The 19424-nt window shown below is 71.6% G+C and carries 15 protein-coding genes; 8 read left to right on the top strand and 7 right to left on the bottom strand.

Features of this window, described 5'->3' with window-relative positions:
- The first annotated feature begins 4 nt into the window (after positions 1–4).
- The 3 genes from N1032_RS06850 to N1032_RS06840 all read left to right on the top strand — a co-directional run bounded on the left by N1032_RS06850 (position 5) and on the right by N1032_RS06840 (position 1810).
- Positions 5–283, top strand: a complete 279-nt coding sequence (locus tag N1032_RS06850; protein ID WP_259538274.1) for a GlsB/YeaQ/YmgE family stress response membrane protein — start codon at positions 5–7, stop codon at positions 281–283.
- Positions 284–399: 116 nt separating this feature from the next.
- The gene (locus tag N1032_RS06845; RefSeq protein ID WP_259538273.1) at positions 400–708 is read left to right on the top strand and encodes an EthD family reductase; all 309 of its coding nucleotides are present in this window, start codon (positions 400–402) and stop codon (positions 706–708) included.
- Between the two features lie 64 nt (positions 709–772).
- On the top strand, positions 773–1810 hold the full coding sequence (locus N1032_RS06840; protein WP_259538272.1) for an LLM class flavin-dependent oxidoreductase: 1038 nt from the start codon (positions 773–775) through the stop codon (positions 1808–1810).
- 428 nt (positions 1811–2238) lie between these two features.
- Here N1032_RS06840 and N1032_RS06835 read toward each other — a convergent pair whose 3' ends face one another.
- The 4 genes from N1032_RS06835 to N1032_RS06820 are packed head-to-tail and all read right to left on the bottom strand — an operon-like array spanning position 2239 to position 5092.
- Positions 2239–3150, bottom strand: a complete 912-nt coding sequence (locus tag N1032_RS06835; protein WP_259538666.1) for an HNH endonuclease signature motif containing protein — start codon at positions 3148–3150, stop codon at positions 2239–2241.
- Positions 3053–3721, bottom strand: coding sequence for a hypothetical protein (locus N1032_RS06830; RefSeq protein ID WP_259538271.1), 669 nt, complete (start codon positions 3719–3721; stop codon positions 3053–3055). Before N1032_RS06830 ends, N1032_RS06835 begins: the two co-directional genes overlap by 98 nt.
- A 33-nt stretch (positions 3722–3754) precedes the next feature.
- On the bottom strand, positions 3755–4546 hold the full coding sequence (locus tag N1032_RS06825; RefSeq protein ID WP_259538270.1) for a nucleotidyltransferase domain-containing protein: 792 nt from the start codon (positions 4544–4546) through the stop codon (positions 3755–3757).
- A gap of 51 nt (positions 4547–4597) precedes the next feature.
- Positions 4598–5092, bottom strand: a complete 495-nt coding sequence (locus tag N1032_RS06820; protein WP_259538269.1) for a tetratricopeptide repeat protein — start codon at positions 5090–5092, stop codon at positions 4598–4600.
- A gap of 166 nt (positions 5093–5258) precedes the next feature.
- Between N1032_RS06820 and N1032_RS06815 the strand changes: the two genes are divergently transcribed.
- Positions 5259–6827, top strand: a complete 1569-nt coding sequence (locus N1032_RS06815) for an APC family permease (RefSeq protein ID WP_259538268.1) — start codon at positions 5259–5261, stop codon at positions 6825–6827.
- Between the two features lie 77 nt (positions 6828–6904).
- Here the strand turns inward: N1032_RS06815 and N1032_RS06810 are convergent, their stop codons facing one another.
- Together N1032_RS06810 and N1032_RS06805 are read right to left on the bottom strand one after the other, a co-directional pair.
- Positions 6905–8173: a CPCC family cysteine-rich protein gene (locus N1032_RS06810; protein WP_259538267.1), complete on the bottom strand. Its 1269-nt coding sequence runs from the start codon at positions 8171–8173 to the stop codon at positions 6905–6907.
- Positions 8170–9006: an MBL fold metallo-hydrolase gene (locus tag N1032_RS06805; protein ID WP_259538266.1), complete on the bottom strand. Its 837-nt coding sequence runs from the start codon at positions 9004–9006 to the stop codon at positions 8170–8172. Before N1032_RS06805 ends, N1032_RS06810 begins: the two co-directional genes overlap by 4 nt.
- A 143-nt stretch (positions 9007–9149) precedes the next feature.
- Here N1032_RS06805 and N1032_RS06800 point away from each other — a divergent pair, with 143 nt between their 5' ends.
- Positions 9150–9590: a VOC family protein gene (locus N1032_RS06800; protein WP_259538265.1), complete on the top strand. Its 441-nt coding sequence runs from the start codon at positions 9150–9152 to the stop codon at positions 9588–9590.
- A gap of 105 nt (positions 9591–9695) precedes the next feature.
- On the opposite strand, the gene N1032_RS06795 is transcribed toward N1032_RS06800, so the two are convergent.
- Positions 9696–10163, bottom strand: coding sequence for a 2-polyprenylphenol hydroxylase (locus tag N1032_RS06795; RefSeq protein ID WP_259538264.1), 468 nt, complete (start codon positions 10161–10163; stop codon positions 9696–9698).
- A gap of 73 nt (positions 10164–10236) precedes the next feature.
- Between N1032_RS06795 and N1032_RS06790 the strand changes: the two genes are divergently transcribed.
- The 3 genes from N1032_RS06790 to N1032_RS06780 all read left to right on the top strand — a co-directional run bounded on the left by N1032_RS06790 (position 10237) and on the right by N1032_RS06780 (position 19350).
- Complete coding sequence (locus tag N1032_RS06790; protein WP_259538263.1) at positions 10237–10830, top strand: class I SAM-dependent methyltransferase; 594 nt, start codon at positions 10237–10239, stop codon at positions 10828–10830.
- A 131-nt stretch (positions 10831–10961) separates the two neighbouring features.
- Positions 10962–14891, top strand: a complete 3930-nt coding sequence (locus N1032_RS06785) for a hypothetical protein (RefSeq protein WP_259538262.1) — start codon at positions 10962–10964, stop codon at positions 14889–14891.
- Between the two features lie 25 nt (positions 14892–14916).
- Complete coding sequence (locus N1032_RS06780; RefSeq protein ID WP_259538261.1) at positions 14917–19350, top strand: hypothetical protein; 4434 nt, start codon at positions 14917–14919, stop codon at positions 19348–19350.
- Positions 19351–19424 lie beyond the last annotated feature (74 nt).

Genomic DNA, 19424 nt, shown 5'->3' with positions numbered 1-19424 from the left:
CCCCATGCTCGGTCTCATCATCAGCCTCATCGTCATCGGCATCATCGCGGGAGCCCTCGCGCGTCTCATCGTGCCCGGCCGGCAGAACATCTCGATCGTCATGACGATCGTGCTCGGCATCGTCGGGTCGTTCGTCGGCGGATTCCTCGGCTTCCTCATCTTCCAGCACGACCCGATGGACGGCTTCTTCCAGCCCGCCGGAATCATCGGCTCGGTCATCGGCGCGATCATCGTGCTGCTGATCTGGACCCGCGTCGCCGGCCGTCGCGCCGTCAACCGCTGAGGCATCCGCTCTCGAAGGTGTCGGCTGGTCGGCGTAACGTTCAGGGGTGGAGACATCCGCTCCTCTGCGCTCACGGCCGACCGGCCGCCGGGCCTTGCTCGACGAGAGGGCATGACATGCCGACGAAGATCACCGTCATCTACGACAACCCCACCGACCCCGACGCTTTCGAAGCCGGCTACCCCGAGCAGGTGACCCTGGCGAAGGCCCTCCCTGGCCTCGTGCGGGTCGAGAGCGCGAAGGTCTGGCCGAAAGAAGACGGCAGCCCGACGCCGGCCTACCGCCAGGTCGACCTCTACTTCACCGATTACGACGCGGCGAGCGCGGCCGTGGCCACCGAGCAGGCGGCGGCGCTGTTCCCGAGCATCTTCGGGCTGGCCACCGGTGGTGTGCGCATCCTGTTCTCCGACATCGAGGAGTCGTGAGCATGGCCTCCCGCGGCACGTCGGCGCGAGGAATGTGCGCCGCTGATTCGGCGTTGCACGGCTCGTGAGCGCAACGAACCGCAAGAACATCGGCTTCCTCTCCTTCGGGCACTGGACGCCGTCGCCCCAGTCGCAGACCCGTTCGGCGGCCGACACGCTGCTGCAGTCGATCGACCTCGCGGTCGCGGCGGAGGAGTTGGGGGCCGATGGGGCGTACTTCCGGGTGCATCACTTCGCCCGGCAACTCGGGTCGCCGTTCCCACTGCTCGCAGCGGTCGGCGCGCGCACGTCGACGATCGAGATCGGCACGGGCGTCATCGACATGCGCTACGAGAACCCGTTCTACATGGCCGAGGATGCCGGTGCGGCCGACCTCATCTCGGGTGGCAGGCTGCAGCTCGGCATCAGCCGGGGGTCACCCGAGCAGGTCATCGAGGGCTGGCGCTACTTCGGCTATCGCCCCGCGGAGGGGCAGGATGACGCCGACCTCGCGCGCGAGCACACCAAAGTGCTGCTCGAGGTGCTGAAGGGCGAGGGGTTCGCGCAGCCGAACCCGCGGCCGATGTTCCCCAACCCGCCCGGGCTGCTGCGCATCGAGCCGTATTCGGAGGGTCTGCGGAAGCGCATCTGGTGGGGTGCGGCGTCGAACGCGACCGCTCGGTGGGCTGCGGAACTGGGCATGAACCTGCAGTCGTCGACTCTGAAGGCCGATGAGTCGGGAGAGCCGTTCCACGTGCAGCAGGCGACGCAGATCCGCGAGTTCCGTGACGCGTGGAAAGAGGCCGGTCACGACTTCGAACCGCGGGTGTCGGTGAGTCGCAGCATCTTCGCGATCACCAACGACCAAGACCGCGCCTACTTCGGCGGCAGCGGCGAGAGCGAAGACCAGATCGGCAACATCGACGCCAACCTGCGGGCGATCTTCGGTCGCAGCTATGCGGCCGAGCCCGAGCGCCTCGTGAAGCAGTTGGCCGAAGACGAGGCCATCGCCGAGGCCGACACCCTGTTGCTCACCGTGCCCAACCAGCTCGGTGTCGCCTACAACGCGCACGTCATCGACGCGATCCTCACGGAGGTCGCTCCGGCGCTCGGCTGGCGGTAGGGGCGCTGCGGAGGGCGGCCCGCCGCGCGCGCGGCGGCGCGTCGGGTCGCCTTGCGCGCAGCTTAAGGATGTGCCGAAGAGTTGTGGGCGGGGGTCGCGGGTGGGCCTGGGACCTACTCGGCTGCGTCCCGTGCGGTCATTCGACTGAGTGTGTGGTCGAGCCTGAGCGCGCGCTAATCGGACGGTCGCACCGACACCCCGGGCTTCGTCGCGCGCCGGGTGGTGGGTAGCGGATGGCCGGCGCGGTCGCTATCGCTGTCGGGTATGCGAGGCGGCGGCGAGCTCGTCCCTTGCGCGGTGCGCGCGCAGCGGAGGATGTCGCCCCCGAGCCTGACGGCGCGCATCGGAGGCGGTCCCCTTCGAGACTGACGGCGCGCATGATATTGAAGTCTCCGTCGCCCACATGCGTCGGCGCTCGCCACCACCCGTCATCCCGAACCGCGGGCGTCGGTGTTGCGGATGTCGTCGTGGTCGGGTGAAGCATGTCGGGGCGGGGGATCGAAGCCGTGCGACAGCGGCCGAGCACCCGCGGTCGGCGGACCAGATCGAGCTGCGGGCAGAGTCCTGCGACGCGCGACACGGATCGGGGTTTGGGAGACGTCGATCCACCGGGGTGGAACGACGTGAGGGACGCCCTCGGACATCACCAGACGCCAACTCGACTTGTGCAGGTGGCTGTGGTGGAACCGGCACAGCAGCACGCCGTTGTCGATGTCGGTTCGACCGGGTGGGTGGGAGTGCGACATCCATTCGTCGACGTGATGCGTTTCGCACCAGGACGGTGGGCGGTCGCAACCCGGCCAGATGCACCCGCCGTCTCTCGCGGCGAGTGCGCGGTTCTGGGCTCCGGTGAAGAGGCGTCGGGCCTTGCCGTGGTGGAGCACCTCGCCACGGTCGCCGAACACGGTCGTGACGGTCGGCGAGGTGCAGCGCAGCCGCGCGACGACCGACATCGGCACCGGTTCGTCGAGGCCGTCGACCCAGCCCGGTCCGCTGCCGCGCTCGATGTCGGTGAGGGTGACGTGCACGTTCACGGTGGTGGTCGCGCCGGCGAGGCGGGGCGTGTCGGGCGAGGCGGCGACCCGGCTGAAGACCTCGGTGGCGGCATCCGCCATCTTCTGCGGACCGGTGCGGGTGTCGGCGGTGATGGTCTGCTCGACGTAGTCGTCTTCGCTCACGAAACGCGGCGCGGCGCGGGGGGTGATGAGGGCCTGCAACGTATTGATCCAGACCGCCGCCGCATCAGGGGCGAGGGCGATGCGCCCGCGATACATGCCGTCGGAGCTGCGGGCCAGGGTGAGGGATCGCGCTTCGTGCTGCGCTTCGGCGCGAGGCTCCAGGCCGTCGGGGTCGAGCGTCTCGCGGATGCGCACGCAGTCGGGCGATGTCGTCGGCCGTGAGTGCCGGGTCGGTCGCCGAATCGACCAAGGTCTCTTCGGCCGCGCCGACTGCTGAGGGGTCGACCCCGCGCTGTGCGAGCCCGGCGCACTCGCGGCTGATGACGCCGGCGGTCTCGACGCTCAGGTCGCCGCGGGTCATCGCCGACGACACCAGCGGATAGGGCGCCGGGCCGACTGCACCGCCAAGCAACTCAGCGCCACGCAACCGAACGCCGAGCTCGAGTCGCCGACGAGCTTCACCGGGCGAGACCTTGGTGACGGCGGCGAGCAGTTTGACGGGCGTCGTGAAGTTCTGCGACCGGCTCAACCCTTCGTCGCCCAGTTCGGGGCGCGAGCGCGAGCCGATCTCGCCCGCCAGCAGGGTCTGCGCCGCACCGATGACCCGCGCCAGTCGTTCGGCGGCCGCGGCCAGATTCAGCAGGTCGTCGTCGCTGAGCCGCCCCGTGGGCACGCCGAAGCAATCGATGAGCTGGGAGGCGATCTCATCGAGGTCAGGTCGGCTGATCTCCATGTGAAGAGTCAAACATCGACCACTGACATTCGCTCATTTTCTGGCGAGCTGCCCGCGGAAGAACGCGTCTGCCTCCCGCCGCACCCACGCGGCATCCCGCTCGAGCGGCATGGCGTCGAAACGGCTGCCCGCGTCGATCTCGTCGTCGATGAAGCGGGAAAGAATGGGCGGGATGGCTCCGGTGCCCAGCTCGCGGGTCACGGCCTTGACCGCCATGAGCTCGGCGATGGCCCGCGCCACCGGAGGGGCGACCTCGCAATCCGCCATCATCGTGGGCAGATCCATGGGAGGGACGGCGGCACCCGGATGCGCGCGCAACCACCTCAGCGCCATCGCCGGCCTCAACACGTAGAAGATGCGCTTCAGCGTCTGAGCACCCGCCCGCTGCTGAACGGCCACATGAAGGTAGTGCCGGCCGATCGACGACCGCTCGACCACCCGCTCGGCGAACGCGAGCATCTCATCGCGAAAGGCGGTCGACCCCGAGTAGACGATCGGCGACCGAAGCCACTCGAGCGCGGTCGCATTGCCCTTCGTGACGAGTCGCACTGCCTTCGCGATGTCCCACCCGTTCACATCGAAGATCGCGTCCAACGGCGTCTCGATCACGTCGCGACCAGCCCACAGCGACAGGTAGCGATCGGGCGGTTGACGGTAGAGAAACCGGCAGTCGTAGTCACTGTCGGGCGATGGGAAACCCCACGCCCGACTACCGCTCTCGATCGCCCACGGAATCCTCACGCCGAAGCGATCACTCACCTCGAGCAGCCGGCGGTCGATCTCCGCCACGATGGCGGCATCCATCGGCGGCGGTATCGCTCGCATCGCGCCCCTCCCGCTGCTACTGAGTCTTCAGGTTAAACAGTAAAGTGATGATCAGTCAACTTCGCTCTCGGTGAGCGCCGCCGCATAGGCCCGCACCGAGCGGTGGTAGCGCGGCAGACCCGGCTCGATCGCCTCGATCGCGACCCGCAGTGCCTCGTCGCCGCGGCCGGCACTGTGCAGCGCGAGCGCGAGGAACACGGCCGGTGCGGCACCGACCGCCGGATGCGCCGGCACGGCCTCCAGCATCGCGATCGCCTCGTCGACGCGGCCCAGATTGCGCAGGGTCGACGCGTGCTGAATCGTCAGCTGAGCGGCCCGAGCCGGGTCGATCGACGCGAGTCCGGATGCCGCCGCCGCAGCGTAGTGCCGGTCGGCTTCGGCCTCGCGCGCCGCGGAGTCGAACGCGCCCCCCAGCTCGAAGGCACCGAGCGCGGGGTGCGGAGCCTGCTCGGCGAGGACGCGCATCCGCTCGACCCGCTCGTCGTCATCGATCGTGTCGTCGGCCCACAGGGCTGTGACGCGTGCCTGCCAGTCGTCCATCTGCATCCGCCCACGCTATCGGCCGCCCGCATCGCGCCGAAGACGCCGCGGCCACGGGGTGGGGCGCCACGAGCCGGGGTGCCGCTGCGTCGGCGGCGCCGCGGACCGAAAGGGGGGTTGCCCCGACCGTCCCAGGTCACCACACTGAGGGCAGTTCTGAGGGGGATCTGCCATGACCGACCACCGTGCCGCCACCACGACCAGCGGCGCCCCTAACGGCGCCCCGAAACCCACCACGAAGAGCGGCGCCAAGAACCCCACCCCACCGGATGCCGCCGCCCAACCGCAACTGAAGCGCACCCTCGGCGGGTTCCAGGTGTTCGCCATCTCGTTCGCCTTCATCTCGGTCGCGGTCGGCGTGTTCGCCACCTACGGCGAGATGCTGCAGACCGCGGGGCCCGTCGGCATCTGGTTGTGGGTGTTCGCCGCCATCGGCCAGACGCTCGTGGCGCTCGTCGTCGCCCAGTTCGCGGCCCGCATCGCGCTGAGCGGTTCGTCGTACCAGTGGGCGTCGCGGCTCGCCAACCCGAAGATCGGCTGGTTCTTCGGCTGGCTCAGCTTCTGGTATCTCGCGATCGCGGTCGTCACCATGGCCAACGCGATGGCGAGTCAGGCGCTGATGCCCCTGCTCGGCCTCAGCGCCGACGAGGAGGTCGCCCGCATCCTGACCCTCGTCATCCTGGTCGTGCAGGCCGCGCTGGTGATCGCCTCGACCCGCCTGTTCGGCATGATCACCTCGGCCGCGGTCGCCGTGGAACTCGGCATCATCGCCGTGCTCGTGGTGGCCCTGCTCGTCGTCATCGCTCTCACCGGCGACGGCGACGTGGCGAACCTCACCGATCGCGGGGTCTCGATCACCGACCCGAACTACTTCGCCATCGGCGGCGGACTCATGGCCGGCGCCCTGATGGGACTCACCACCCTCGTCGGGTTCGACTCGGCGGCGAACCTCGCCGAAGAGGCCAAGAACCCCTACCGCAACGTTCCGCGCGCCATCGTCGGCTCGGTCGTCGCGGCGAGCGTCGCGGGTCTGATCTTCTTGATCGTGCTCACGCTCGCCATCAGAGACGTGGATGCCGTCACCGCCGACCCTTCGCCGGTGGCGGCCATCATCCGGGGTCAACTCGGCCCGGTGTGGGAGCGCATCCTGGTCGGCGGCATCGCGTTCGCCTTCTTCGGCGCCGGCATGGTGGTGATGGCGGCCTGCTCGCGCCAGGCGTTCGCCATGGCCCGCGACGGTCGTTTTCCCGCGGCCCGGCTGATGAGCCGCGTGAACCCCCGCACCCGCACCCCGATCGCCGCGACGATTCTCATCGTGGTCATCGGCATCGTGCTCATGCTGGCGCTGCCGGGCGACGCCCTGGTGCAGCTGATCGTCGGCGGCACCCTGCTGCCGGCCCTGATGTACGGAGCGATCGTGGTGCTCTACCTCGCCGTGCGCACGAAGCTCGAACGCCGGCCGGGTGGCTTCAACCTGGGCCGCTTCGAGTTGCCCGTGACCCTGCTCGCCCTCGTGTGGGTGGCGGTGGTGCTGGTCGTGCTCGTGACGCCGTCGGACGCCCTGGTGCCATCGCTAGTGGTGCTCGGCCTGCTGTTCGCCGGGGCGGTCTACTTCGCCTGGCTCATGATCTTCCGCCGCGCAGTGTTCGAGACCGAGTTCGACGGCGTGGCGCCGGTGGATGGAGCGGCGCCCGTCGTCGGCGCGGCCGCCATCGACGGGGCAGCAGCACCCGTCGACTGAGCAGCGCCGGAACCGGCCAGCATCCGCAGAGCAGAGCCGCAGAGCAGAGCCGGAGAGAAGAGCAGCAGCGAAGAGCCTCAGAGGATGAACTGCACCCCCGTCGCGACGAGCGCGAACTCGCACGACGCCAGACACGCGATGGCTTCGTCGACCTCCTCGTCGAGATCCGCCTGCCGGATGTCGACCGAGGCGCGGAGCCCGAGACCACCGGCCGCCGCGACGAGATCGATCGTCACATACCGGTCACCGTCGGGATCGGTCGACATCGACCGCAGCAGAACGGCATCCGGCAGCCCAGCGAGCGGGAAGGGCACCCGCGGAGCCGTCTCCGCGAAGTCGGGGCGTGCCACCGAGGTGCGTGCGACCACCCAATCGGCGAACGACGACGACGTCGTCTGCGGGTCGGTGGGCCAGGTCTCGAACCCCCAGGTCTGCGCACCCGCGGCCGTTCTGAAGGTCGACAGGGTGCGCATCCGCCAGCCGTTCGGAACGACGACCGTCACCCCGAGGAACCCCTGACGCGTGCCGGCCACCGGTGCCGCGACAGGAGAGCCTGCCGCGCCCGGCGGCCGGCGGTCGGGGTCGAGCTCGATGGAGGTGAGCACCGGGAGAAGAAGATCGCCGACGTCGCCGGTGTCGGTCTCGAGCACCTCGCCGCGCGCGTAGACCGCCGTGCCGCCATGGCTACCGGTCACGTCGATTCCGCGCAGGTGCCGGCCATCGGGGTCGGTGCGCGAGAAGGGCATGACGTGCAGCGGGGTCGGCAGGGTCTCGCGGGGCACCAGGTAGTCCTCCGATGTGCGCACGGAGGTGCCTGGGGCGTTCTCGCTCCTCACGCGCTCGTGGGCCAGATCGACCGCCAGGGCGTCGGGTGGGCATCCGATGACGTCGATCCGCACGCAGACCATCTGATCGGGCCCGGCCAGCATCGTGGTCGCAAAATCGACGGATCCGTCGGGGAACATCATGGTCACGCCTGACACGCCGTAGAGCGTGCGGAGGGTGGCGGCATCCTGACCCCCGTCGTGAAGGCCGAGATGCCCGCCCCCGCCCCCGTCCCTGCCCCCCGGCCCGCCCTCCCCGCCCTGCAGCCCGTCGTCGTCGCTCGCGATCTCCGATGCCAGTGGTGCCCGCGTGAACTCGGCGAACTGCGCTTCGACCGCGCCGAAGACCGCGAAGTTCGCGCGGGCGTCGATCAGATTCGTGCCGTTCGCGCCCGCGACGAGTGATGGGTCGCGGCTCTGCGCTGCGTCGTCCTCCCAGAAGCAGACCGGGCAGATCTCGTAGGTTCCGGTAGCCGGCGCGCTGAGGGTCAGATACCCGCAGCACGGGCAGGCGAACGTCACGACGCCGGGTCCTCTGCCGGCTCGCGACCCGCCCTCAGCTCGGCGACGCGCTGCGCCTGCCAGCGGTGCACGTCGGGCAGCCAGTACAACGGGGCCTCCGCACCCACCCGCGGATCGTCGGGCTCCGAGCCCTCGAGCAGGGCCTCGACATAAGCGCGATCGAGCGCGATGCGCGCTCGCAGCTGAACGGCGTCGCCGACCGATCCGTGGCCCGGAATCACGACGTCGGCGGCATCCGCCACGCTCTCGATCAGCTGCAGCGCGGCGAGGTAGTCGCCGAGCGGATCGTCGGCATCGAGGTCGAGGAACGGCATCAGGATGTCGCTGAGCATGTCGCCCGCGACCAGCACGCGGCTCGGCCCGATGAGCACCGCAGCGTGCCCCTCGGCATGCGCGCGATGCTCGAGAACTTTCGCCGTCGGGCCGTTCCACGGGATCTCGGTGGCGCCGTCGGGCAGCGCGGTGACGAGGCCGAACAGCTCCATCGGGATGTCGTCGACGTGCTCGGGCGGTAGCACCCCCGCCACCCGCTCCGGCCAGTCGGGGGTCGCGAGCAACTGCTGCATCGCGGCCGCCCCGCGAGCGGTGCCGTAGCGGGGAGCGTCGCCGAACGACTCGTGCCAGAGCACGTGATCCCAGTCGGGGTGCGTCGAGAACCCGGCCGCCACGGTCAGGCCCCGCTCGCGCAGGTCGTTCGCGACGTCGACCAGTTCGTCGCGCGTGATGCCCGGGTCGATGAGCAGCACCCCGTCGCCGCCCTGCACGACCGTCGTGTTGCTCTGGATGAACTCGCTCTCGTGCACCAGCACCCCGTCGGCGACCTGCCTCAGCATCCAAGCTCCTTCGCTCGTGGTCTTGCCCTCGCTAGCTGTGACGGTATTTCCTGGGTGACGTCGACGCAAGCACGAGCGTCGACGCCCGCAGGAACGTCGACGCACGCACACGCGTCGACGCCCGCACGAGCAAGGGACAGGTCATGCCGAGCATCCTCCACTTCGATCACGTCGGAGTCACCGTCGACGATCTCGACCGGGCGACCGCGTTCTTCACCGGCCTCGGCCTCGAGCTCGAGGGGCGCACCGTCGTCGAGGGCGACTTCATCGAAGACGTGACCGGCATCCCCGACTCCCGCTCCGAGATCGTCATGCTTCGGCCGCCCGGGGGCGGCACCGGCGTGGAGCTGTCGAGCTTCGTGCGGCCGGCGAGCGTGCCGGGGTCGCCCGCTGCGCTCGCCAACGAACTCGGTCTCCGCAGCCTCGCGTTCGAGGTCGACGACCTGCAGGCCCACGTCGATCGCCTCGCCGGCGACGGTTACGGGCTGGTGGGCACCATCGGCCGCTACGAAGACGTGTGGCTGATGGCTTACGTGCGAGGCCCCGAGGGCCTCACCGTCGCCTTGGCGCAGCGCCTCGGCTGACGATGGCCCCGGGCGGATGCCTAGCCGATGTCTAGCGGATGCCCAACGGATGCCCGCCGCTTGCGAGACACGCAGGCAGTCAACGCGGCTGTTGGTATCCGGCCGCTAGTCGTCGAGGCTCTGCAGTTCGGCGAGCGCCGCCTCGGCCTGGGCGAGACGCTCCGCCTCGGGACGCTCCCACCAGCGCGGCCCGCGCTCGCCGAGACCGCGTTTCGCGAGCCCGACCCGTCGGCGGGCGGCGGCCAGGGCGTCCGTGGCGCCACGGTCGGTCGCGCCAGGGTCGGCAGCGCGGGAGCCGGATGCGCCGGGGTCGCCCGCAGCGGGGCCGGCCGCGGCGGCACGTTTCGCCGCTCCGACCGCCGAGCGACCGCGACCGAGGTGGGATTTCAGCGCCTCGACGACGTCGTCGGGCAGCGAGGGATCGGTGCGTCGCCACCGCCGCCCGTTCACGACGAGCCAGCGCTCGGCCTCGACCGCGGCATCCGTGACGCCGTCGTGCCCGTGCTCGCCCCCGTGCTCGCCCTCGTGCCCGCGCTCGCCGTCGTTCTCGTGCTGGTGGTCGCCGCGAGCCATGGGCCATCCTCTCGTCTCGACGCTACTCGCGTGACTCGCGGCCGGCAGGCGGCGCCTCGCTAGGGTCGACGACATGGATGCCGTGACCGCCGCGTACTCCCGGCGCGCTGCCGACTACATCGAGCTGCTCGGATCGATGGAGTCAGTGCATCCCGCCGATCTGCGGCTGATCGACGGGTGGCTGCAGACCGTCGACGGCCCGCTGCTCGATGCCGGCTGCGGGCCCGGTCACTGGACGAGTCACCTCGCCGAAGCCGGCTTCGACGTGGAGGGCATCGACCGGGTGCCCTCGTTCGTCGATCGGGCCAGCTCCTCCTATCCCGGGGTGCCGTTCGCGCTCGGCAGCATCGACGCGATCGACCGGCCCGACGCGTCGTTCGGCGGGGTGCTGTCATGGTTCTCGACCATCCACCACACTCCCGGGCCCATCCAGGTGCCGCTGGCCGAGTTCGCGCGGGTGCTGCGCCCGGATGGCGGGCTGGTGCTGGGCTACTTCGTCGCCGACGCCGTCGAGCGATTCGATCACGCGGTCACGCCCGCCTACCGGTGGCCGGCTTCCGAACTGCGCGCCCTGCTGCACGCGAACGGGTTCGAGGTCGTCGACGAGACAGCGCGCGCCGAGGAGGGCCAGCGCCCGGTCGGCGCCATGGTGTGCCGCCGGGTCTGACCGCGCGACCCTCGGCAATTCCCACCGCCCCTCTTGTCCTGACGAACGCGGAGTCCCTACAATCTGGCTGACGCGGCGGAGCGGAATTGCCGACGCTCACGCGTTGCGGGCCTGACCGGGTGGAGGCAGCGATGCCGGAGTCTCTCGACGAGCGCGTGCGGGCCTGGGCCGCCGCCGAATGGAAGGCCATCGCTCCGGGGTCGGCTGCCGTAGCCCTGCCCCCGGTCGCCGACGGCGACCTCGTGCTGCCGATCACTCGCGCCAGCGACCTCGTGGCGCTCGTCACGGTGTGGCATGGCGTCGAAGCGGTCGACGGCCCCCGCGGCCCAGAACTTCGGGCGGTAGGCGGTGCGGATGCCGCGGCCAACGCCGCGAACGCCGCCGACCCGCCCACCCTCACCGTGCACTTCCCGTTCCAGCACGCCCACGAGGGAGCGCGCTACGAGGCAGCCGGAGCGCCGCAACCGCCGATGCTGCCGTCGACGAGCGCCGCGGAGATCGCACCCGAGGTCGACCTGCCCGACGGACCCGCCCGGTTCCGGCCCGCCCGCGCCTCACGTCTGGTGTTCACGTTGCCCGGCGACCTCGCCGTGCCGTTGACGACGACCGGCATCCTCGCGCTGCTCCCCACGCTCACGATGCGCGTGCATCCGCTCGCCACGCCCGGCGAGGCGCCGGTGGCGTATCCCGACTTCCCGCCCACCATCCTCTGGCCCTGGATCATCGTCGACGACGGCATCCGGGCTCGACTGAACGACGGCGTGGTGGAGCTGGCCGCCGCGAGGAAGAGCGACACGGCCAGGCTCGAGAAGCTCTCGCGCGACGCCACCCGGGAGCTGTTCGCCGAGAACCGCGATCGCGTGCTCGAGGCCCTGCAGACCACGCCGCTGCAACCGGCGCGCGGCTTCACGCTCGAGCAGAACCCGGGCTGGCTGCGCCCGGTGTTCCCCGACGGCCGGGTCTTTCCGGGCGTCGAACTCAACCCGTCGACGCTGAGCCGCCCGCCCGACCCGGGCGAGACCGCCATCGAGGCGCCGTTCCGCCTGGCCGTCTCGCCCGCGGTCGACGGCCGCTGGGTGCACGCGCCGCACCCCGTGCCCGGCGACGGCGACCCGAGTCTGGTGGAGCTCTGGCACACGAGGCTCGCCCGCCACGTCGGCGCCACCGACGAGGCAAACGAAAGCCCGTCGGCCGCGACCGTCGAAGACCCCGACGACCGCCGGCTCATCATCCGCGCCGTCTGGACCCGTGACCGCGACGGGCTGATCGACGACCTGTGGACCAACCCGAAGGCCGATCAAGCCGGAGGCGCGCTGTTCGACGCGTCGCCGGCGACGGAGCAGCCGTTCTTCGGCAGCCTCAACCGCTCCGACCGTCAGCGGATCGTTCGCCAGTCGTCGGAGTCGTGGGCCGCGAACCTGCGAGCCACGCCCATCCCGCCGGTGCCGGTCGCCGCCCGCCGGCTCTGGCTCTCGGCCTACGGAGCCGACCTCGACCTGCACGGGCAATGGAACACGAAACCCTACTCCGCGGCCGGCATCGCCTCGATCCTGGCCTGGGACCACGTCGCCACGGGCGGCCGCGATCAGTACGTGCGGGTGGTCTACCCCGGCTACCTCTACCCGTTCGGTCACCGCACGGTGCTCGTGAAGGTCACGCAGCGCGTCATCCGTCCGTCCGACGACCCGGTCGCCGAGCTCGTGCAGCACCGGTTCCTCGCCGTGACGCAGCCCGTCAACACCTACGACTCGCACGAGTTCCCGTTCACGAGCATCCGGCTATCGCCCGTCATCACGCCCGATCTCGACGAGGGCGCGACCAACGGCGACAGGTTCTGGCCCACGGTCGGCGGGCTGCCGTTCCCGTTCCGGGCCGAGGCGATCGACAAGGCGGGGGCCGTCGTACAGCTCGACGTGCCGCTGATGTGGGTGGCCGAGCACGCTTCGGCGGCCGACCAGCGGGCCGCGATCGACGCCGAATACGACGCGAGCGCGCTGCGCTTCGTTCCCGCGCGCGGTCAGCGCATCGCGTTCGCCGAACCCCTGCCGCGCAGCGGCCCGGTCGCCCCGCCGAACGGCGGCGACCCGATCGTCGAGACCGAACAGCTGCGGTTCCGCGGCACGGCCGGCCTCGGCACGGCCACGCCGCGGGTGAGCTCGGCCGACGTCGTGGTCACCGCCGCGAAGCAGATCGCCGGGATCGACACCCTCACCATCGCCTACCACTCCGCCTTTCGCACCGAGGGGTTCTCGGCGGCCAACACGGGCAAGGTGTGGGCGATCGCGCTCACCGAGGAGCACATCACCCAGGTCGGTTACGTCGACGTCGTGCTCGACGGCGAGGCGAGCCTGCAGCAGGTGCCCGTTCTGTCGTTCGGCGAGCCCGACCACAGCAGTGAGTCGGGCGGCGGCTTCGTGCAGCCGAGCCAGCCGCTCGCGGGGCTGTCGGCGCTCACCGGCATCGTCGGCGACCCCGACGGCGCCCTGACCCAGCAGTTCGACCCGTCGGCCGCGCTCGCCGGCGCGCTGCCGAAGCTCTTCGGGCTCATCCCGCTCGACGAGATCATCGGCCATGACTTCTCGTCGGCGCCCGCTGTGGTGTCGCAGGCGATGGATGCGCTGCAGAAGCTCGCCGACGACGTGCAGCGCGCCGAGGCCTACGCCCGGCGCGCGGTGGAGCAGGCCCAGCACCAGGTCGCCGCACTGGCCGGCGCGGCCCAGTCGATGATCGACGACGCCAACGCGACCGTCGCAGCCGCCGAGACCCTCGCCACCGACGCCGCGGCACTCGCGACCGCGCTCCCCGACATCGTCACGGCCGCGGTGGGCGACGACGACGCTGCGGCCGCGGCGGCGGAGACGGAACTGCGCGAGGGGCTCGCCCGGGTGGCCACCGACATCCGGGCCCTCGGAGCGAAACTGCCGCCACTCGTGCGCCACCAGCTGGCCGACGTCGGGCAGGCGCTCGATCACGCCGCATCGCTCACGAGCCTCATCGGCGACATCCGCGCCGCCTACCGGGCCCTCACCTCGGGCGACCTCGCGAAGGCCGAGCTGGTCTACCGCTACGACTGGCAGCCCGAGATCACCGATTGGCCCGCGGGCAGCCCGGTGTTCGTGCTCACCGGCCCGAACCGGGGCCGCAACCTCACGCTCTCGGTCACCGGGCGGGCGAGCGGGGCCGGTCACGCGTCGGTCGAGATCATGGCCGAGCTCGTCGACTTCGAGCTGCGCCTCATGCCCGGCGCCGACCTGGTGGTGGTGCGCTTCGACCGCTTCTCGTTCCACTCCGGGTCGAGCGGCAAGACCGAGATCGACGTGGTGTTCCGCGACATCGAGTTCGTGGGCATGCTCTCGTTCGTGCAGACGCTGAAAGAGCTCATTCCGTTCGACGGGTTCTCCGACCCGCCCTACACCGACATCTCGCCGTCAGAGCTCAAGGCGGGCTTCACCCTAGCCCTGCCGAACCTCGCCGTGGGCATGTTCGCCCTCGCGAACATCTCGCTCGGCGCCTTCGTGCGCGTGCCCTTCCTCGGCGAGTCGGTGAGCGTCGGCTTCGACTTCTGCAGCCGCGAGCGCCCGTTCACCCTGACCGTGCTCTGCATCGGCGGCGGCGGATGGTTCGGCCTGCGGTTGTCGCCGAAGCGCCTCGAGCTCGTCGAACTCGGCCTCGAAGCGGGCGCCTACCTGTCGGTCGACCTCGGGGTCGCCTCGGGGTCGATCTCGGTGGCGATCGGCATCTACCTGCGGCTCGAGGGCGATGCCGGGTCGCTCACCGGCTACTTCCGCATGCGCGGCGAGGTGAACGTGCTCGGCATCGCGTCGGCGTCGCTCGAGCTCGCGATCGTGCTCACCTACGAGTTCTCGACCGGCAAGATAATCGGCTCGGCCACGGTGACCCTGACGATCGAGGTGTTCTGCTTCAGCAAGTCGGTCAGCTTCCACGCCGAACGCCGGTTCGCCGGGGCGGGCGGCGACCCGAGCTTCCGCGAGATGATCACCGCTCCCGACGGCTCGACGGCCGCGTGGGACGACTACCTCGACGCCTTCGCGGTCGAGTGAACCGAGTCGCAGCGAGGAGCCCGCCGTGCCGTCTGAAACGTTCATCGCCACCGCGCTGCCGCACTCCGCGGCCGACGCGCCGGCATCCGGTTTTCACGTCTCGCTGTTCGTGACCCCGCGGCTGGTTCCGGATGTCGCGGGCGAGCCCCTCGGCGACTTCGCCGCGTTCGCGCGCTGGGGCGATCTGCTGGGCGGGGGAGAGGTGGCGGTCACCCTCGTCGATCAGGACGGACCGATCGACTGCACCCTCGTGCCGAACTGGGACGCGGCGCTCTGGTCTCGCGTCTTTCCGCCCGACCTGCCCGTGGAGTCGAACGACCCGCCCGACTGGTCGGCCCGCGCGTGGGCGAGCTATCCGGCGGCCGGGCTGTCGGAGGCGTCGAAGAGCATCGTGGTGGCGTCGACCCTCGCGGGGCCGAGCGTGCCGCCCGCGCCGTCGCGGCATCCGTTGTTCGAACCGCTGCGCGACGTGCTGCGCCGGCTCGACGTGCCGTTCGTCGACGAGTCGGAGTACTCCCGCACGGCACCGCCGGTCAACGAGCCCGCGGTCACCGAGGCGCTCGCGCGGCGGCGGGGCGACAACCCGAGCCTCGCGGGCGTGGCGTGGCAGACCGACGAGCAGGGCGCACCGGTCTACTCGGCCGATTGGGTGCACGCCCTCGTCGCCGACGCCTACAAGGCGCGGCGGTTCTTCGAAGACGACCGGTCGGGCGCCGCCGACGTGCCGCCCGAGCCCGTTCCGGTTGCCGGGCCCGAGTTCCACCGCCGGGTCGGGTTCGCGGGCGATCACCCCGACCTGCTGCGACGCCTCGGGCTCGTGCTCGATCTGCGGGTGGCCGACCCCGGTCGCCTGGCCGGGTCGCAGTGGATCGCCGCCGTCGTCGCGGTGGCGGGCGACGAGAGCCTGTCGCGGTCGCCGCGCACCCTGGTGCGGCTGCTCGACGACGGCTCGCTCATCGCCGAACCCGATGCGGCCCGGTCGGCGGAGTGGAGCGACGGCCGGTCGGCGCTCGGCAACCCCGAGGCGTTCGCCCTGATGACGGTCGATCCCGACGGGTCGGCCCTCAAGACCGAGCGGTTCGTGATGGGGCTGCCGCGGCTGGCGCGACTCGAGCGCAACGGCGACGACGTCACCGCGGCTCCGCCGGCGCTGCGGGCGACGGGGTTCGCGGTGGCGCGGCTGCGACAAGACGACAAGACCTCGTCGCAGGCGGAGCGGCAGCGCGTGCTGGCGGTCGAGCTCGATGCGAACCCGGATGTCGCGACCGCGCCGGCCGTCGGAGCCACCGACGTGATGCGCGGCTACCGGGTCGAGGCGCTCGACCTCACCACGGGGCTGTGGCACTCGCTGCACCGCCGCCGCACGACGCTGCGCCTCGACGACTCGGGCGCGGGCGGGGAAGTCGGTGGCGGGGCCGCTGGCGCCGCCGACGTCGTGTTCGACGACTCTCCGCAGGAGGGGTTCACCCAGGGCACCGCGGCCCGCCAGAACTCGGATGCCCCGGATGCCACCCTCCACGTGCACGAGACCGTGTTCGGCTGGGACGGCTGGAGCCTCTCCGCCCCTCGGCCCGGGCGGTGGTTGCGCGACGAGCTGAGCCGCGACGCCGAGGGCGCCTACGTGGTCGACGAGAAGCTCGACGCCGAGACCCCGGTGCCGGTCGAGGCGCCGCCCGACCCGTTCCGGTTCACCCATCGGGTCGAACCCGGGTCGCTGCCGCGGCTGCGGTTCGGCCGGGACTACGCGTTCCGGGCCTGGGGCGTCGATCTCGCCGGCAACACGCGCGAGCACGTGCTCGACGACTGGAGCGACGATCCGAAGGGGCACCTCGACCCCGGCACCGCCGATGCCGAGACGCTCCGCGCGGTCACGCCCCCGGCGCCGTTCCTGCGCTGGGATCCTGTGCCGCCCCCCGCGATCGTGCCCGAGAAGCCCTACACCGAGGGGGAGTCGTTGCGTGTCGTGGTGCTGCGCTCCGACGTGACGCAGGATCGCGCCACCGGTGAGGTGACGGTGCACGACCCGGTGGTGCCGGCATCCGCTCGCCACCTCGCGCCGCCGAAGACGAGCCAGCTTCAGGCGGAGTTGCACGGCAGGTTCGACGCGGCCCTCGACACGATGGGGGCCGGCGCACCGGCCGCACGCGCGCAGATGCTCGCCTGGTCGTTGCGCGAGAGCGGATCGTTCTTCGACGACGCGGTGGCGGATGCGACTGATCCGGCCGCCCCTCCACACGCGCTCGGCTACGTGTCGCTGCACACCGAGCCGGGCGCGCTGCGCGACGGAGACGTGCCCACCACGTTGCCGGGGCCGAACGACGTGCTCGCGCCGGGGCAGTACGTCGTGCACGACACCGAGTTCGCGGAGCTGCCCTATCTGCCCGACCCGCTCGCGGCGGGAGTCTCGCTGTCGTTCCCGCCCAGCCGCGGCGAGTCGTTCCGGCCGGTGCTGAGCGAGGCCGCGGTGACCGTGCCGTATGCCGGCACGTGGCCGTTCGCCGAGCCGTTCCGGTTGACGCTGGAGGCGACGGGGCCGGGTGGGGCCGGTGGGGCGGGTGGGGCTGGGCCCGGTGGTGCGGGCAGCACCGACGCCGACCTCACGGCCCGGGTCGACGGCCGGCGCATCGTGTTCGGGCTTCCGGCGGGATCACAGCAGCGGTTCGCCCTGTCGTCGTCGCTGCAGGCTCACTCGCTCGACCTGTTCGGCGTGTGGCGGGCGTTGCCGGGGTCGTTCACGGCGGTCGCATTCTCGGCGGCCCGCGACGGCGCGCTCTGGGCGCTCACGCCGGCCGAGGAGCTGCGGCTCGTGTACGCCGTGCCGCGCCCGGTGGCGGCACCTCGAGCGGGCGCGCTGTTCGTCGCGCGCGAGGTCGCCGCGGCCACCGCCACGCTGCGGGGCACGGTCGTGGTGCACGGCTCGAGCACCGAGTCGCTCACCGCCGAGGCGCGCTGGCGCGAGACCGTCGACGACCCGGCCGCGCTCGGTCCGGTGTTCCGGTGGATGACCGACATCGGCTTCACGGCGGGCATCGACCCGCGGCAGACGGTCGCCGAGCTGAACGGACGCATCCTGCCCGATGGTGCGAACGACGACGGCTGGGCGCTCGCCGAGGCGAACCATCACTTCGCCGACACCCGGTTCCGGCGGGTGACCTACCGGCTGCGGGCGACGACGCGGTTCCGCGAGTTCTTCGACCCCGCGGTCGTCGCGCCGGTGCCGCTTCCGCCCCCGCCGGCCGCGGTGCCCGCCGGGCCGGGCCCGGCAGCGAGCCTCTCCGCCGAGCGCCGGTCGGCGGGTGGCGACCCGGCCGTGCTCCCGGCCTCCGACCCCCGTTCCGACGCGGTGTGGCCACGCGACGACGGCAAGAGCGTGCTGAGCGAGCCGATCGTGCTCGACATCCCGTCGTCGGGCCGCCCGCCGGCGCCGGTCGTGCACTCGGTGGTGCCGCTGTTCCGCTGGTTCGACGAGCCGGCCGCCGACCAGCCGTTCGCCCGCCGCCGCGAGCGTCGATCGGGGCTGCGGGTCTACCTCGAGCGGCCGTGGTTCGCCACCGGTGAGGGCGAGCTGCTCGCGGTGCTGATGGCACCGGCCCCCTCGCGCCCTTCCGGCGACGACGACGTCGACTGGGTGAGCCAGTGGGGCCGCGACCCGGTCTGGGCCGGTCGCACCCTGCCGGCCCGCCGCATCCGGCCCCTCTCCCTCGAGGCGCCCGACCTGGCGCTCGGTGACTCCTCAGGCGGCCATCCGGTGACCGGCGTGGTGCGGCTCTCGCTGCCGCTGTCGACGGATGCCGTGCCCGAGATGGTGTCGGTCGAAGCGGTCGGCTACGCCCCGGCGTTCAACGCCTCGCGCGGACTGTGGTTCGTCGACGTCGCGTTCGAGAAGACGCCGGCGCTGTGGCCGTTCGTGCGGCTCGCGGTGGCGCGCTACCAACCGGTCAGCCTCGACGGGCTGCACCTGTCGACCGCGGTGCGCGCCGACTTCGCACAGCTGCCGCCCGAGCGCACACTCACCGTGTCGCGCACCGACGACCGCGGCATCCGGGTGCTCGTGTCGGGGGCGGCGGAACGCTACGACCCCGCGGTCGTGCGCGAACGGCGCCGCACGATGTCGGTGTCGCTCGAGCGCTACGACCGGTCGATCGGCGGCGACCTCGGCTGGACGACCGTCGCCCACACCCCGATGGGCGCATGGGGTTCACGGTCGGCCGACCGGCAGCCGCCCGGCGACCTCATCTGGGGAGCCGAGCTGACGGCGCCCGAGGTGCTGCCGCTGCGGCGCCCGCTGGCGCGCGATGCCGGCGCCCCGGATGCCGCGCCCGAGTCGCCGTGGCGCGTGCGGGTGCGCGAGTGGGAGGAGTTCGCGGGCGACCCCGAGATCCCGTCCGACGAGGCGGGCTACCCCGCGAACGCCGTCTGGGAGCGCCGCCTGGTCTACACCGACGAGGTGCTGCTCTGAGTGCGCCCCAGCTTCCGCTCGGAGTCGTCCTCCGGGGCGGCATCCGCGACCCGCTCGCGACACGCCGACGCCGA

Origin of the sequence: Herbiconiux daphne (genome assembly GCF_024979295.1) — a bacterium.
Taxonomy (GTDB): domain Bacteria; phylum Actinomycetota; class Actinomycetes; order Actinomycetales; family Microbacteriaceae; genus Herbiconiux; species Herbiconiux daphnes.
Note: the sequence above shows the minus strand (reverse complement) of the source record. Positions and strands in the feature narration are given on the sequence as shown.